Here is a 15,836-nt window from a genome sequence, read left to right on the forward strand (position 1 = left end):
CGCTAACCCGAGTTCCGCAGGGCCGTGGCCAGGCCGTTCATCGTCAGCTGGATGCCGGTGCGCACGGCCGGGTCCTCGTCGCCCGCGCGGTAGCGCCGCAGCAGCTCCACCTGCAGCACGTTGAGCGGCTCGAGGTAGGGGAAGCGGTTGCGGACCGAGCGGGCGAGCGCCGGGTTGTCGTCGAGCAGCGTCTCCTGCCCCGTGATCGCCAGCAGCATCTCGCGAGTGAGCTCGAACTCGTCGGCGATCACCCCGTGGATGCGCCGGCCCACCTCGGCGTCGGGAACGAGTTCGGCGTACCGGCCGGCCAGCCCCATGTCGGCCTTGGCCATGACCTGGGCCATGTTGGACAGGGTCGAGCGCAGGAACGGCCAGTCGTCGTACAGTCGCCGCAGGGTGGCCAGGCGCTCGTCGGCCGCGTCCTCGCCGCGCTCGTGGATCCAGGTCCGCAGCGCGGTGCCCACGCCGAACCAGCCGGGCAGCATGACCCGCGACTGCGACCACGAGAGCACCCACGGGATCGCCCGCAGGTCCTCGACCGACGAGGTCTGCTTGCGCGCGGTGGGCCGCGAGCCGATGTTGAGCTCTCCGATCTCCGCGACCGGCGTGGAGGTGGTGAAGTACTCGATGAACCCCGGATCCTCGTGGACGAGCGACGCGTACGCCTGCCGGCCGAGCGTCGCGAGTTCGGCCATCACGCCGTAGGCCTCCTCGGCGCGGTCGCCGAGGCCCTCGACGTCGAGCAGGGAGGCCTCCAGAGTGGCCGCGACCAGCGCCTCGAGGTTGCGGCGCGCCCGCCGCGGCTCGGAGTACTTGGCGGAGATGACCTCACCCTGCTCGGTGATCCGCAGCGCCCCCTGCACCGCGCCCGGTGGCTGGGCGAGGATCGCCTCGTACGAGTTGCCGCCGCCGCGGCCGACCGCCCCACCCCGGCCGTGGAAGTACCGCAGGTGCACGCCGGCCCGGTCGGCGGCCTCCACGAGATCGCGTTCCGCCTGGTAGAGCGCCCAGTTCGCGGCCAGGTAGCCGCCGTCCTTGTTGGAGTCCGAGTAGCCGAGCATCACCTCCAGCACGTCGCCCTGCGCCCGGATGAGCGCGCGGAACTGCGGGATCGCCAGCGCGGCGTCGAGGATGCCGGGCCCGGCGGCGAGGTCGTCGATGGTCTCCAGCAGCGGGATGAGCCGCACGCTCGACCGCGGCTCGGCCGGGTCGCCGGAGAACAGCCCCACCTCGCGCAGCAGCACGGCCGGCTCGAGCAGGTCGGAGACGGACCCGCACATCGACACGATGTAGTGCGGCACCACGTCCGCGCCGAGCAGGTCCACGGCCGCGGCGGCCGCCCGCATCACCCCGAGCTCCTTGGCCGCCAGCTCGGACAGCTCCGCCCGCGGCCCGAGCAGCGGCCGGTCGTGCGAGAGCTCGCGCAGCAGCAGCTCCACGCGCGCGTCCTCGTCGAGCGCCGCGTAGTCCTCGCTCACGCCGGCCTTGGCGAACAGCTCGGTGAGGACCTCCTCGTGCGACTCCGAGTTCTGCCGCATGTCCAGGGCCTGCAGGTGGAACCCGAACGTGCGCACCGCCCACCGCAGGTCACGCAGCCTCGGCGAGCGCAGCATCTCGGACCCACACTCCCCGAGAGCCGCGTCAATGACGTCCAGGTCCGCGAGCATCTCACCGGGGGAGGCGTACGGCTCGGCGGTGAAGACCTCGTCGTCGTCACCGTCGCGGTGTCCGCCTGCCAGGGGCGACGACGACGAGGTGGTCCCCCGCGCGGCGAGGCGACGCCGGACCACACTCACGGCGCGGCGGAAGGGCACGTCCTCCCGCGCGGCGGTGAGCTCGCCCTCCTCCTCCCCGAGGGAGTCCGCGAGGTCGCGTAGCGCGGTGGGCACGTCCACGACGCGCCGCGACAGGGGCAGCTCCCGCTCGAGCATCCGCAGCTCGTGGGCATAGTGCTGGTGCAGCAGGGCGGCGGCCTGCTCGGTGGCGAAGCGGACGACGTCCCCGGTGACGTACGGGTTGCCGTCGCGGTCCCCGCCGATCCAGGTCCCGGGCCGCACGACGGGCCGGTCGCCGCACCCCAGGCGCTCGGCGATCTCCGCGTTGAGCGGCGGGATCACGTCCATGAGCGTGGCCTCGTGGTACTGCAGGCCGCCCAGGACCTCGTCTTCAATGCGGGGGCGTTGGCTGCGGATGATGGCGGTCTGCCAGAGGGTGAGCACCTGGCGGCGGATGTCGGTCTCGACCTCGGCGAGCTCGGCCTCGGTGACGCGGTCCTGGGGCCCGGTCCGCAGGGCGTCGCGGCGGCGCATGAGGTCGAGCACGCGGCGGGTGATCTCGAAGACCGACCGGCGGCGCGTCTCGGTGGGGTGCGCGGTGAGCACGGGGACCACCCGGGCGGTGGACCGGACGGTCTCGAGCTTGTCGCGGTCCGGCTCGGTCTCGGCCAGGCGTGACCAGGTGGCCTCGAGGTCCCCGTCGGGCGGCGGCGACCCGGCGGCCGTGTGGATGCGGCGACGCCGATCCTGGTGGAGGTCCTCGGCCACGTTGGCCAGCAGGGCGAACAGTGAGAACGCTCGGATGACGGGGATGACCTCGGGGGCGGGCACGTCGGTGAACAGGGCGGCGACCTCGTCGCGGTCGGCCTCCGAGCGGCGGACGGCGAACGCGGTGCGCCGCGCGGTCTCCACGAGGTCGAAGATCCGCTGGCCGGCCTGCTCCCGCACGGTGTCGCCGAGCAGGGCCCCGAGGAACCGGACGTCGTCGCGCAGGGGGCGGACGGCGTCCTCGAGCGGGTCGACGCCGTCGGGCGCGACCTGATCGACGTCGGGCTGGTCGGTGTTCGGCTGGTCGGTCGGGCGCTGGTCGGACTGGGTGGTGTCGGCCATGCCCGCCACAGTAGGCGCGGGATATGACAGGCGCGTGAAACCTGGCCCGCGCCCCCATCCGCCGGCGCGCGGGCACGAGAACCGGGGAGAACCCGGATGCGCCGCCGCAGCGCGACGGGGAGACTGGGGTCATGACCCAGCAGCCCGGTTTCTCCCAGTACGGCGACCCCCGGTACGGCGACCCGCGGCACGGCCAGCCGCCCGCGGTCGGCCCCGACGACCGCACGCCCGCGGCACTGGCCCACGCGTCGAGCCTCATCGCGATGGCGCTGTCGGCCGGGTGGCTGTCATTCGTCGGTCCGCTCGTGATGTGGCTGATCTACAAGGACCGCAGCCCGTTCGTCCGCCAGGCCGCGGCCGGCTCGTTCAACTTCAACCTCGGCCTGTGGCTCATGAGCATCGTGGGCTGGATCTGCATCATCACGGTGATCGGCCTCCCGCTCGGCCTCATCCTGCTGGCGGTGTCCTTCCTCGCGCAGGTCATCGGCCACGTGATCGGCACCCTCCGCGCGCTCAAGGGGCGGGCGATCAACTACCCGTTCCAGCTCAAGGTGCTGCGCTAGATTCTTGGGCTGGTTTGAGCGCCGCGCCGGATAGCGGCACGGGCGGCGTAGTCACATCCAGTTGACGCCGTCGTGTTCGTGTTCGCGCACTCGGTACTCGATCATCCTGGTGAGCAGCTGGCGCGGTGGTGGGGTGCCGTATGGCAGGGCGACGGTGCCTTTGCCGGTGCGGTATTGGGTGAGCTCGGCCTCGAAAGCAGCTCGGGTGGATGGGGTGAATGCGACGCTGGCGTGGGCCTTGTGTCCGCTGAACATGAACAAGATGACGCCGTCGGGATGGACGTAGGCCGGGTGGCCCCACTTGATCTGCTCGACCGCATCGGGGACGACCTCGCGGCTCAGGGCGCGGAGTTCGCTGAGAAGGGCTCTGCCGAGAGGCGGTGCTGTGCTGATGTACTCGTCCACTGTCGCTGGCTCCGACATCGTCTCTCACTCGATTCTTTGACCTGGGCGTTGGATTGCGGGGTGGGCGGTGCCGAAGGCAGGCGCGCTAACTGAGGCGGGAATGGAGCGGGTGTGTCTCGGTCGATGAATGGCATCTTGCCCGAAACGAAGTGAGAAGCGACCGACCCGCCAAGACTCGCCAGCTTCCCTTCGTCTTAACGCGGACCGCCATAAAGGGCGGTCACGCGCACCGACCCGACCTGGTTCGATGGGGTACACCCGTGTGGGACGAAGAGGCGTCCGCGATCGCCGCTGTGTCACTGGGTCGGTTTGCGCGCTAGCGACCCGTGTCCCTCTGGGGTTCAGATCGCATCGGATCTGCGAGCGGCAGATTCCAGCGGACGCGGGGACCTATGGTTACCGAATGGTCCGCGGAGATTCGGGGTCGTCGGCAGCTGGCCGAACGAGCGAGAGCGTTTTTCGTGCGGTGCTTGTTTCTCTGCTGCCTGCGGTAGGTGTGTTCGCGGGCATCGTGATCGGCTGGTACACGATCACCTGGGCGGTCCTGACTTTCCGAGACGTGTTCGAGGTTCCGGAACTCTCGCCAGTGCCGGTACAAGACCGGGCGCCCGGGGTGCCGGGGCCGACGGTGGGCTATTGGCTTTCGTGGGCAGTGCTGCTGGTGGTGTTCTACGTTGCCGGTGCGTTGCTGTGGTGGAGGTGGCGCCGTAGCCGGCTACTGATCGGATCGGTGATGGCCGGCTTCAGTGCCGTCGTTGTGTTGCTTGCGCCCGTGTGGGTGTCGATCGAGGTGGGCGGTTTCGCGCCCAGCTGAGCATCTAGTGACGACTAGAGCTGCATGAACCCTCTAGGCCATCGAAAGTCCTGTATCTCCTCGGGTCGGTGCGGTACCTGGTCCCGTACCGCACGATCGCTTTTGTTCCAGTGGATGAAATCGGCGTTGAGTTCGCGAATAGGGACGAACGATATGCCGCGTTCCCAGACGCTTGCTTCGGCGAGGTTTCTACCAGTCTCCCACGGGCCCTCGTTCACAGTTATCGGCCTGAGCTGGGATTTGTGCCGCGCTAAACCGAACACCACACCCGGGTAGCTGTTCGGCAGGAGCTCCAGAAGGACTATGAGCACGTCTTCAAAGTGGCCCACCAAGAGCACGTCGGCGGCCTCGGCGCCTGCAATGCGTGGCTGCTCCGCAGTGGCTCTGAAACCGTCTGCGACCTCTGCGAAAAACTCAGTTTCGTTCATTCACTCCACCCTTCATGTGCGGTGCGGGGTGTTGCGGGTTGGCCGTCGATGATGTGGCCGTCGGTGGTGATACCTCGCCAGGATCGCCCCGAGAACCAGACGATGTCGTCGGGGGTGACGACAGCTGAGGGCCGAGGGCTTTCGGTCAGGGCCGCAGCGACCGGGGTGAAGGTGCTGTCGAGCCGGACCACCAGGCCTTTCGGGTGGTCTCGCGGCCCCAGGTCGCTGAGCAGGTCCCGCAGATGCCACGGGTCGGGTGTCTGCGGATCTTGGAGGTGCTGGCCGAGTTTGGTGGGGTCGAGGGTGAGCCACATTCCAGTTTCTGTGGCCCCGCCGGTATCGGGGCAGTAGGGCAGTCGATGCGCGGTTGTCTTAATGAGGGACGCATCGAAGCGGATGAGAAGATTGGCGCAGAGAACCCATGCACCCTGTTTGGTGCGCCCGACGGCGCTTTCGGGGCGGGGGAGTCCGAAGGACGGCCCGACGGCCCAGCGGCCGTGATGGTCGTACAGTGCCAGCCGGAAACGGTTGCGAGATGCTTTGTCTGTCCTGTGGTTGACGGCGTCGGACATGTCGTCCCAGTTCAGCTCACGTCCCACCACCAACAGGCCTTCCGTCACCCGGGCCAGTGAGCCAACGTAGGCGATCTCTGGAGGAAGTGGGACAGGATCGATCTCGCCGTCGGCATCGAAGCGCCTGAGGTGCTGGCCACCAGTGACGAGGTCACGTCCGATCGCTACCGCGGACCTCCATCGCACCGGGCCGAGGTCGTAGAGTTGCGCCGCCCCGGCATGGGTGGTGTCGACTGAGTAGAGGGTGTGGTCGTCTTGGAGCCACAGTCCGTGTGCGCCGACGTGAGGCGTGAGCCTGCTGGGGTGGCGACTCACCGGCAGCGGCAAGAGGAGTTCTTCCGCCGGTGTTGAGTCCGTGGCACGGCGTCGTTGCAGGATTGGTCGGAAGCGGTCGCTGGCCCAGAGTTCGTCATCGAGAACGGCCAGCCCTCCGGGCTCGAAATCATTGCGCAGCTGCGGTGGGTCGGCGGCGTCGATGTCCAGGTCGAGGGCCACAGCGATGGGGTAGGCGTAGTCGGCGGTGTTGCGCCGCACCATGTGGGCAGCAAACCCGGCGGGGCACACGGGCTCGTTGGACCAGGCGTTACCTGGGAGCGGTCCTCGCTCGAGGTCGGCGGGCATCGGTCCGGTGAGGCGGTTGACTCGGATCCCGGTGACCGCCGCCCGGGTCGGAGGAAAAGCGTCGACGGCCGCGGCGTCGTGAAGGACCGCGAAGTGTCCTGTGACCAGGACGTGTCCGATCATCGGTCGCGGTGAGGACCACTTGGCGTACCACCCATCGCCACGAAGGATGGTGGGCCAGCGCAGAACCCCGTGATGGTCGGGTCGTGGGGAGCCCTTGCCGATGGGTTCGGCGGTAGCGCGGACTTCGGCAGGTTCTGCCCCCATCGGGGAGGGGTCTTCGAAGAACGTCAGATGCACCTCGACGGTGTCGTCTACTCGCGGTGGCGGGAGCTGACCGTCGGCGATCACTAGCTCATCGAGCCGGGCCCGCAGGTGCCGCCCGCGCCGATCGGCGGGCAGAGGTTCCGGGTCGGGGTCTGCCACGAGCTGGCCGGTGAACCGGGTCGGGATCCACTCGCTGTTGGGTGGGATCGGCTCAGGTGGGCCAGTTTCGCCTTCCCAGCAGAACATCGACTCTTCGCATTGGGTGAAGGTGAGGTTCTCGAGCCAGGCTTCCCAGGTTCCGTCGGCGGCAGCGATCTTCACGAGCACTCCGGTGTGTACGTCGACCGAGATCTCGACGGCTCCGAATCCGTCACCTGGGTCACCTGCCGCCACCACGGTAGGTCGGCCCAGGTGCGTGGAATCGGTGAGCGGGCCAGACGGGAATCCGTAGCCCAGGGCCTGCTCGGCATTGTTCGGCTGGTCAATGAGTAGAGCGGCGTACCCGGAGGCGTTCAGAGACCTGACGTCGAACCGGGTGGCGGTGTCGTCGGCGGCGACCTGCCACACCGTCCCGTCATTGAACAGCGTCCGTCGCCCGTCTGCGTGGTCGAGCCGGACACGAGAGGCCCCGGCTCGTGTGAGTCGGCTCCGACCGGGGCCGGCGTGCAGATTCGCCCTCGGATCATCCATCACCCAAGACAGGATCGTCGGGGCAGGCTCTGTTCGGGGCCGCACCACCAGATCTGCCTCGAACGCGGTATCGGCACCGCGGGCGAGCAACCCGCCGACATCAGACCAGGTCGGTGTCATGGCGCCAGCCTAGGGCGGTTCGACGATGCACTGCGGGCCGCTTTGGCGGACAGGGAGGGGGGAAGACGGTGGTTACACCTCTTTGCCCTGCTTGGAGTTGGTGCACCCGGTCCACTCCGTTTCGATCCGGACCAGCATATTGATCAGAGAAACCGTGAGATTGTCGACAGTGAACGGGAGCCCTGCTTCGTTGAGCTGCCTCAGCTCGTTGTGTATAGACTCAATCCACTGCGATGAAATCGGGTTCGCCTGAGGGTCGACACGGCGTCGAGCCACGTCGACTGTCCGGAGAAGGTCTGAAGCGTTTGCCTCGTTCTCTGATTGCATTAGATGACAGCCTTTCAGGGGAGTGGTTCATTTCCTGGTTGTCACTTTGCTGAATGCGAGCACCGCAGCCGAGACTCGATGACTCTTGCACTACTGCCGGGAAAGCCGGGAACGATTGCGGTGTCAGGGTTTCGGCTCGGGTCTGTCCGTCGTTGCTGGTCTAGCGGTTACCGGCTCCTCTGGTCGTGGTGGGAGGTGACGGTAGAGGGTGGTGCGGGTGATGCCCGTCTTGGTGATGATCTCGGCGATGGTGTGTCCGTTGTCCCTCAAGTGCTCGGCGTAGGCCAGTTTGTCGGGGTCCACTACTGAGGGGCGTCCTACTCGGCGTCCCTTCGCGGTGGCTACGGCTCGGGCATGCGCGGCTCGCTCGAGGGTGTAGGTGCGTTCCATTTGTCCGAACAGGGCCAGCAGCACCACGGCGAGCTGGGACATCGGGTCGCCCGGGTTGGTCGAGTCGATTTTGATGGGGTCGGCCAGGTTGCGTATCCCGATTCCGCGTTCGGATAGTTCGTGGATCAGGTTCAAGGTGTCGCGCACGGTGCGCCCGAGTCGATCCAGGGTGTGCACCACGATCACGTCGCCCGCGCGGGCGTACTCCATAACCGCGCGCAAGCCGGGGCGGTCGACCGTGGACCCGGACTTCTTGTCCACATAGATGCGATCGGCGTCGATGCCTTCTCGGCGCAGGGCGTCGATCTGCCGATCCAGGTCCTGTTTGGCTGTTGACACCCGCGCGTACCCCAACTCCATGCGGTCAGCGTACCGAAAGTTGTATCCGAACTGCCCCGTTGGGACGCGATAATGGACTCTACTTTTGGAACGCATTTCTCAAGTGCCGAGGAGTGCAGCCTGGGTCCGACCGGGACCGTCCCAGAACCAAGGAACTGGGACGGGCGCCGCGGCTCTTGCCCAGCAGGGCTACGAGGCCGTCCCGCGGGCCCGTTCTGGCGCATCAGTGAGCGATTCACTCCTGGGAAAGCTTGAACTCCGCTTCCAGTTGCTCAATCAGGGACGGCGCATGATCGCTGTAGGTCGAGCACGCTGCGGACAGCGTCTCGACTGCCGCATGTAGCGGATCGGCGTTCGCGGCGGTAACGATGGTGGGCAGGGCGAAGTGTGGTCGCGAGACTTCGCCGCTCGCGTATGGGTGCTGCTCCGGGCTGAGAACTCGTCTCGTCCACGTCGCTTCAGGCGACAACGCCCTGCTTCCCTCGTCGAGGGAAGTCTCGTCCAGCCATTTGTTCAGCCACTCGAACAAGTCGTCAAGCTTTGGTGGCGGTGCACCGGCTTCGACGTTCGCCAAGGTTGTAATGATGTAGTCCTCGGTATGGAGACCGGCCAATTCGAGCGCCCGGCGGGCGCACCACCATGCGATCTCCCGCTGCTCGTCCTCCGGGAGTCGGATGAGACGAGCGATGAGGTCCGGGACCATCTCGTTGAGACTCACAGCTCCGTTGACGTGATACAGCTCAGCGGGCACTGAGTCCCACGGCGACGTCCTCGGCAAGAATCCCCAGCTAGTTGACTCCGTGGCATCGGTCGAGGAATCGCTGGTGACCTCGGAATGGAAAGGAACCTGGACGGGGGCCCCAACGCCAGGCTGATGCCACCGTTGCGGTGCCCGTACCCCACCCGTGTCGGTCCGCTCGGGCCACAGTCGCAGGCGCCACTCGTCGCCCGGGTCTGTCGAACCGGGCCACCCGTAGCCCACGAAACCTCGTCCGCTGACTTCGAGGATGTAGGTGTCCGGAGCAGCTGAGGCCGCTAGCTCGTCGTAGCCGGGCGAGCCGATTACCAGTGTGCCGGATTCCACCCGGAGAACATTCTCCGAAATTTGCTCCCATCGATCTCGATCGTCATCGGGCCGAGCGGACCAGAACTCAATGGTCACCGACGTGTCGAAGTTGTTCTGGTGCGGGCTAAGGATGACCGCCATCCCATCCGCGCTGGAGCTGGGGGGAGAGGCCTCCGCCAACGCGAACAGATCAGTGCCTTCCGGCGGGAGTGCCAAGGGATCGAATACCTCGAAGTGTCCGTGGTCGATCACGATCCTCCCCGCGCAGGAGTCGACAAGCTGCGGCAGCTGTTCTGGGATCGCCATCCCGCCATGATCGCGACCACCCGGGTGCATGTCGAGTGAAGACCGGGAACTTATGTCTCGTAAAACTGTAGGTAGATAAGACGAGCGAACGTCGGTGCGACCAGCCAGGCTCGTCAGTCTGGCTACGCTCTCCGTATGACGACTCCACCGCTGCCAACCGCGGACGACTACTGGAGCGAGCTCACCGCGAGATTTGGCGTTGGGCGAGAGGAAGGTGCGTTCTTTGGTGGGCGTTTCATTCGAACGATCATCCGACCCTTCGACTCCATTGCTGGCTCCGGAGTGCTCGAATCGTTGATCGGCGGGTCATCAAGTACCGGTGTCGAGCTGTGGGGGCGTAGGCACGTCTTCAACGCTCGACATGAGTGGTTCCACTTGGACATTGCTCCGGCGTTCAACACATGGGAGACCGAGTACGAGCACAGTCCGTCGGACGCCAACCACGGGCCCAACGGTCAGAGGTCTGGTTCGGAGCGCTCGCCTGGCCCGATGCCACGAGCCTTTATTCAGCACCCTTCGAGTCTGATCTACTACGAGCAGTTCCCCATGTGGGGCGGGATCCGCCACAACGCGGACGACTACCTTCCAGGAGCTGTCCATGTTCTCTGGCAAGAGACAGCAGCGATGGAGGCCGGTGAACCTGACTGGCAAGCCTCGCCCACCCCCGGGGCCCTCGCACGTATCGATATCACCAACAATGCGCACCCAGATTCGGACGGGACAGCAGTTTTCGACCTCCGGGATCAGGTGTGCCTCTTCTTCGAAATCAGGCACTCGGGAGAGCCGAGCTATCGGCTCGTCGTGGACGCCATGAAGGCGCGAGGGTCTAAGAAGGCATTCACTGAGTTCGGCGACCGGTCACAGTAGTCAGCCGCTGATGCGCGTGGCCACCGCCTTCATGGGAGGGGGACGATGGCTTTCCGTGACAGGCTCCCGCTCTGCCACCCAGCAGTGAGAGAACACCGCCATTCACCGATGCGACTCACAGCCCCGAGGAGGGGACACGCCCGAGTAGCGTCATCATCTCTGGCGGTTAGCGGAATTGCCGGCGGGGTGGGTATCGGCGGTGCCAACCGGCCGCGAGCGCCGCGATTAGCGCGGTCCCGATAAGCCCGGTGACCCACCATGACCACGGGAAGCCGACATCATCGAGGTCGACCGGGCGTTGATCGGCGGCCGGCGCATGCGGGTGGCCATAGACCTCGATCGCAGCCTGGCGGGTGCGGGTGTCGGTGGAGGTCGTGGTGGCTGAGCAGGAAGTGTCTGACCACGGCGCCCCGTGAGACCGATCGGTGCCGGCGAAGACCAGGTATTCGGTGCCGATCGCGTACCCGGTGCCGCAGGCGGGGCCTTGGGTGCTGGTGGCCACGACGGTGCTGTCGCCGATCTCGCCGGTGAAGACCTCCCGCACATCGAACTCGTAGTAGGCGGTCTCTCCGTCGATGCGCTTCGCGTTCGCGGTGCCGGTGAACACTCCTGCCGCATGCGCAACGTGCTGAAGGATCCGGGGGTCATTGGGGGCGAAGGCGCAGGAGCAGGCATTCGCTGCGCCCGGCGTGGCCACCGGCACCATCAGCGGCGCAGCCAGCACCGCGAGGAGTAGCCACCTCCGCATTGCGACACCTCCGGGTCTTGGTGCGTACTGGTTCGGTTAGCGGGTCACAGTCGTGGGTCGATGGGTTCAGATTCCATGGCTAGGACTGCGAAGACGCACTGGTGGACTTTCCACAGTGGTTCGCCGGCGGCGGCGCGATGTGCGGCCTCGAGTCCGAGGGCGTATTCACGCAACGCCATGGAGCGTTTCTGGCCCAGGGCTCGGTTTTTGAGGCCGGCCAGGATGTCGGGGTTGGTGTAGTCGGCGCCGTAGATGATGCGCAGGTACTCGCGCCCCCGAACTTTGAGGCCGGGCTGGACGAGGCCCTTCTTGCCGCGGGTCAGGTTGGCCAGGGGTTTGACCACCATCCCTTCCCCGCCGGCGCTGGTAAGTTCGTCCCACCACTGGATGCCCGCGGCACGCGAGTCGTCGCCGGTGGTGGTGACCTCGAGGCGGCGTGTGGTGCGGAACAGGTCCGGGTCGGCCGAGATGAGGCGGTCGGCAAGGTCCAGGTGCCACCGGTGGTCGCGGGTTTCGTAAGTGCCAGCGGTGCTGGCCACGATCTGGAACGGGGCGATCTGCAGACCAAGCTGGGTGTCGACGGGCTGGATGTAGCGGCGGTAGGCCTGAACGAACTTCTCGGCGTTGGCGGCTCGGCCGCGCGTGCGGTCGAGTAGGTCACCGACGTCCAGGCCGCGGTGAGCGGCCGATGCGAGCACGTCCACGGCAGCGGGCAGGGCGGTGGTGGCCGCGGCGCCCACGGCGGCGTACTGGTCGCGGATCATCGGTTCGGCTTTGAGCGTCCACGGCAGGATCTCGGTGTCCAGTAGGAGCCAGGTCGCGCCGAGGTCTGACCACAACCCGGCGGCGGTCGCGGCGCTGGCGATGCGCTGCAGAACGGCCGCCTGCTGCTCATCGGGCAGCAGGGCGCGGCCGGTGCGAGAGTGGATCACCCCGCCGCCCTGGTCGGTCAGATGCACAACAGCGCGCGAACCCATGTGCTTTTCCTGGCACATCACCTGGTCGACGCCGTGCTTGGCGAAGTAGTCAAAGGCCTGATCGGGGTGCTCGAGCAGATCGGGGCGGGGGGAGCTGTCCACCGGGGACATGGTCGGCGGCAGGTAGAGCAGCTGCGCCGGGTCGACCGCGAAGCGACTCATCACCTCCAACGCTCCGGCCGCATTGTCTGCCCGCAGCGACACCCGCCCCATGTGCTGGGTCTCGATGACTCGCGGTCCAAGGACGTCGGTCAGCTTGAGCGTTGCGGGGTCCCGCTCGGGCGGGGCTGGCGGACGGACCGGTTCGTAGTAGGTGTCCTGGGCGGGCACCGAGACGACGTCGCGTTCGGGATAGCGCAGTGCGGTCAGGGCCCCGCCGAACACGCACCCGGTGTCCAGGCACATGGTGTTGTTGACCCACTCGGTCTCGGTGACCGGGGTGTGCCCGTAGAGCACCATGGCCGCACCGCGGTAGTCCTCGGCCCACGGATAGCGCACCGGTAGCCCGAACTCGTCGGTCTCGCCACTGGTGTCGCCGTACAGGGCGAACGCTCGCACCCGCCCGGATGCCCGGCCGTGGTACTTCTCTTTCAGGCCAGCGTGGGCCACGACGAGGTGGCCGTCATCGAGGACGTAGTGCGCCACCAGGGAGTCGCAGAACGCCCGCGTCCTGGCGACGAAGCCCTCGTCTTGGTCGGCCAGTTGGTCCAGGGTCTGTTGCAGACCGTGAGTGGCTTTGACCGATCCTCGGCCCAGCGCCTTGGCGAGTTTGGCTTCGTGGTTGCCCGACACACACAGGGCGTTGCCCGACTCGACCATCCCCATCGCCAGCCGCAGCACGCCCGGGGAGTCCGGGCCCCGGTCGACCAGGTCTCCCACGAACACCACGCGCCGCCCATCGGGGTGGCGGGCATCGACCGCACGTCCGTGGTCGTCTTCTTCGATCACATACCCCAGCTTGTCGAGCAGCTGCTCCAGTTCCATAAGGCAGCCGTGGACATCACCAATCACGTCGAACGGCCCGTGCTCATCGCGGCGGTCATTGAACAACCGCGTCCGCACAATCGACGCCTCGGCCACTGCCTCGACCGAGTCCAAGACGTGGATGGACCGGAACCCTTCCTTCTTCAGGCCGCGCAGCGAGCGGCGCAGCTGCTCGGCCTGCCGCTTGATCACCCCGGCTCCGAAATCGCGGTCGTCGCGAGCGGCATTGCGCTGCACCGCGACCGCGGTGGGCAGGTCCAGCACGATCGCCGTGGCCAACACGTCATGCTCACGCGCCAAGGCCACGAGGGATTTGCGGGCGGCCGGCTGCACATTCGTCGCATCGATCACCGTCAACCGTCCCCGCGCCAGACGCTTGCCGGCGATGAACTCCAGCACGGCGAACGCATCCACTGTTGCGTCCTGGGCGTTGGGGTCATCACAGACCATCGCCCGACAGTCATCGCTGGAGATCACCTCGGTGGGGGCGAAATGGGTCGCGGCGAAGGTCGATTTGCCCGACCCACTGGCCCCGATGAGCAGAACCAGCGACAACTCCGGAATGGACAGCTCACTCATGCGGGCACCTCCACAGGGGCGGACAGACTGAACACGGCCATCTGCGTCGGCGGACCGACCTGCGGATCGTCGTCGCCCACGGGACGGAAGTCCACCTGGTAGCCGTGCATGGTGGCCACCGCGGTGGCCCACTGTCGGAACTGCTCGCGGGTCCACTCGAACCGATGATCCGGATGCCGAAACCCTCCTGAGGCCAGCGCGGGGTAGTGCACGTTGTACTCCCTGTTGGGCGTGGTGATCACCACGTGCCGGGGACGCATCGCCCCGAACACGTTTCTGGTCACCGCTGGCAGGCGGTCGGGGTCGACGTGCTCGATCACTTCCATCAGGATCGCCAGATCCAGATCGATCAGGCGCTCGTCCTCGTACAGCAGCGAGGACAGCAGCAACGTCAGACGCTCGGCTTGCCGCTCGGTCATCGACTCCACGTGCAGCCGCGTGGCCGCCTTAGACAGCGCGACATCGGAGACCTCGGTACCGATCACCCGCGCCACGCCCTGCACCTTGAGCAGACCGCTCAGCAGAGCGCCGGACCCGCACCCCAGATCCGCGATCGATGCAGGCGATAGGTCGCGGACCACCTCCAGCACCGCCTCGTGGCGCAGTCGCACCAGCGGCCGCGGGGCGCTGGCCCCGTCATCGTCGTCGACGGGCGGTTGTGCGTGGACGTCCAGTTCGGCCAGTCGGGTCAGGGCACTGTCGCGAAGATCGCGCTGACCGGCCAGGAAACGATGCGCGATCACCTCACGCTCGGGATGCGACGATAGCCAGCCCGAGCCGGCGCGCATCAACTTGTCGATTTCGTCCTGACCGACCCAGTAGTGCTTGGCCTCGTCGAGTACCGGCAGCAACACGTACAAGTGACTGAGGGCCTGGGCCAGGCGCACCGTCCCGGTCAGCGTCACCGACACCATTGGTGCCTGGCCCCACTGGGGCCTGGTGGCATCGAACGCGATCGGCGTGGCCTGCACGTCCCATCCCAGCGGCGTGAACAGTCTGCGGACCAGATCCGCCTCCCCGGGCACCGCCGGCAGGAACAGTGTCAGGTCCAGAGCAGTGTCGACGAGATCCTCATGGCCGGTGCACTGACCATTCAGGGCGGAGCGGAACACTCTGCCCACCGCCACCGACAGCAGGGACGACGCGACGTATGGGCGATCGTTGACGTAATGCCCCAGAGCGAAGGCGTCGCTGCGGCCCGAGCGCCCTCGTACCAAGGCCACCGGATCCACCTCCAGCACCACCGCCGCAGTACACGTCTCGGCTGAGCTCTCGGGGTAGAACACATGCGCCGTGCCCCCGTACACCTTGAACGACTGCACCCGCTCGGGATGCTTATGCAGCAAGATCCCCAGATCACTCGGCGTCGGCAGCGCCTGCGAACGGCGGGCAGTGATCGTCAACAACATGCAGGCCAGTCTGCCCCACCAACTCACGCGAGCAGGCACGACGGGCAATCGAGGGCCTCACGGTATTGCCAGCAGGAGCGCCGCCGGCTGCCTCGTGGGCGCTACCGTCACTGCCATGGTGTGGGTATGGACGTTCGCGGTGTTGATGGTCGTGTTGGTCGGCGCTGCGGTGTTGCCCCGGCGCTCCGGGATCCGTCGCGAGGGCTTTCCGTGGTTCTGGTTGGCCTTCCCGACAGCGGCCCTGCTGGTGGCCGCGTCGGTCAGCATTTGGGTTCCCGGGATCAGCGCGACTGGGGGTTGGACGATGTACATGCCACTCGCGGATCGAAGCGGTGGCGTCCAGTTCCTCAGCAATGAGCAGTTCTGGCAGCTGCAAGCGTTCCTGCTCGGACGGTGGATATTGCCCGCAAGTGCCCTGATCGCTGTCGGATTGTCGGTGTGGTCCTGGAGACGCGGCCGATACTGAGCCCGGCGCGACC

13 protein-coding genes are annotated in these 15,836 nt (G+C 66.9%); 4 read left to right on the forward strand and 9 right to left on the reverse strand.

Annotation, left to right across the window (positions count from 1 at the left end; all coding sequences use genetic code 11):
* Nucleotides 1–2 precede the first annotated feature (2 nt).
* The gene (gene ppc / locus RWK90_RS09150) at nucleotides 3–2,885 is read right to left on the reverse strand and encodes a phosphoenolpyruvate carboxylase (protein WP_314036987.1); all 2,883 of its coding nucleotides are present in this window, start codon (nucleotides 2,883–2,885) and stop codon (nucleotides 3–5) included.
* A gap of 131 nt (nucleotides 2,886–3,016) precedes the next feature.
* Here ppc and RWK90_RS09155 point away from each other — a divergent pair, with 131 nt between their 5' ends.
* Complete coding sequence (locus RWK90_RS09155; RefSeq protein ID WP_314036989.1) at nucleotides 3,017–3,448, forward strand: DUF4870 domain-containing protein; 432 nt, start codon at nucleotides 3,017–3,019, stop codon at nucleotides 3,446–3,448.
* Nucleotides 3,449–3,499: 51 nt separating this feature from the next.
* Here RWK90_RS09155 and RWK90_RS09160 read toward each other — a convergent pair whose 3' ends face one another.
* Nucleotides 3,500–3,853 carry a DUF1801 domain-containing protein gene (locus tag RWK90_RS09160; protein ID WP_314036991.1) on the reverse strand — a complete coding sequence of 118 codons (354 nt, stop codon included), beginning with the start codon at nucleotides 3,851–3,853 and terminating at the stop codon, nucleotides 3,500–3,502.
* A gap of 403 nt (nucleotides 3,854–4,256) precedes the next feature.
* Between RWK90_RS09160 and RWK90_RS09165 the strand changes: the two genes are divergently transcribed.
* Entirely contained in the window at nucleotides 4,257–4,667 is a 411-nt protein-coding gene (locus tag RWK90_RS09165) for a hypothetical protein (protein WP_314036993.1), read from the forward strand.
* Nucleotides 4,668–4,681: 14 nt separating this feature from the next.
* Here RWK90_RS09165 and RWK90_RS09170 read toward each other — a convergent pair whose 3' ends face one another.
* From RWK90_RS09170 to RWK90_RS09185, 4 genes are all read right to left on the reverse strand, one after another.
* Complete coding sequence (locus RWK90_RS09170; RefSeq protein WP_314036995.1) at nucleotides 4,682–5,095, reverse strand: hypothetical protein; 414 nt, start codon at nucleotides 5,093–5,095, stop codon at nucleotides 4,682–4,684.
* Nucleotides 5,092–7,365 (reverse strand): hypothetical protein, encoded by a 2,274-nt coding sequence (locus RWK90_RS09175; RefSeq protein ID WP_314036997.1) that lies wholly within the window; start codon nucleotides 7,363–7,365, stop codon nucleotides 5,092–5,094. The genes RWK90_RS09170 and RWK90_RS09175 overlap by 4 nt, the downstream gene beginning before the upstream one ends.
* A gap of 450 nt (nucleotides 7,366–7,815) precedes the next feature.
* Complete coding sequence (locus tag RWK90_RS09180) at nucleotides 7,816–8,442, reverse strand: recombinase family protein (RefSeq protein WP_314036999.1); 627 nt, start codon at nucleotides 8,440–8,442, stop codon at nucleotides 7,816–7,818.
* A gap of 214 nt (nucleotides 8,443–8,656) precedes the next feature.
* Entirely contained in the window at nucleotides 8,657–9,793 is a 1,137-nt protein-coding gene (locus RWK90_RS09185) for a hypothetical protein (RefSeq protein ID WP_314037001.1), read from the reverse strand.
* Between the two features lie 135 nt (nucleotides 9,794–9,928).
* Between RWK90_RS09185 and RWK90_RS09190 the strand changes: the two genes are divergently transcribed.
* On the forward strand, nucleotides 9,929–10,660 hold the full coding sequence (locus tag RWK90_RS09190; protein WP_314037003.1) for a hypothetical protein: 732 nt from the start codon (nucleotides 9,929–9,931) through the stop codon (nucleotides 10,658–10,660).
* Nucleotides 10,661–10,826: 166 nt separating this feature from the next.
* On the opposite strand, the gene RWK90_RS09195 is transcribed toward RWK90_RS09190, so the two are convergent.
* From RWK90_RS09195 to RWK90_RS09205, 3 genes are all read right to left on the reverse strand, one after another.
* Nucleotides 10,827–11,384 carry a hypothetical protein gene (locus RWK90_RS09195; RefSeq protein ID WP_314037005.1) on the reverse strand — a complete coding sequence of 186 codons (558 nt, stop codon included), beginning with the start codon at nucleotides 11,382–11,384 and terminating at the stop codon, nucleotides 10,827–10,829.
* A 68-nt stretch (nucleotides 11,385–11,452) separates the two neighbouring features.
* Entirely contained in the window at nucleotides 11,453–13,948 is a 2,496-nt protein-coding gene (locus RWK90_RS09200) for a polynucleotide kinase-phosphatase (protein ID WP_314037007.1), read from the reverse strand.
* Nucleotides 13,945–15,357 (reverse strand): 3' terminal RNA ribose 2'-O-methyltransferase Hen1, encoded by a 1,413-nt coding sequence (locus tag RWK90_RS09205; RefSeq protein WP_314037009.1) that lies wholly within the window; start codon nucleotides 15,355–15,357, stop codon nucleotides 13,945–13,947. The genes RWK90_RS09200 and RWK90_RS09205 overlap by 4 nt, the downstream gene beginning before the upstream one ends.
* Between RWK90_RS09205 and RWK90_RS09210 the strand changes: the two genes are divergently transcribed.
* A complete protein-coding gene (locus tag RWK90_RS09210) occupies nucleotides 15,341–15,823 on the forward strand; it encodes a hypothetical protein (RefSeq protein WP_314037011.1) in 483 nt (160 codons plus the stop codon). The two genes, RWK90_RS09205 and RWK90_RS09210, sit on opposite strands and share 17 nt — an antisense overlap.
* Nucleotides 15,824–15,836 lie beyond the last annotated feature (13 nt).

The sequence above is a fragment of the Dietzia sp. CH92 genome, assembly GCF_032248695.1.
Lineage (GTDB): Bacteria > Actinomycetota > Actinomycetes > Mycobacteriales > Mycobacteriaceae > Dietzia.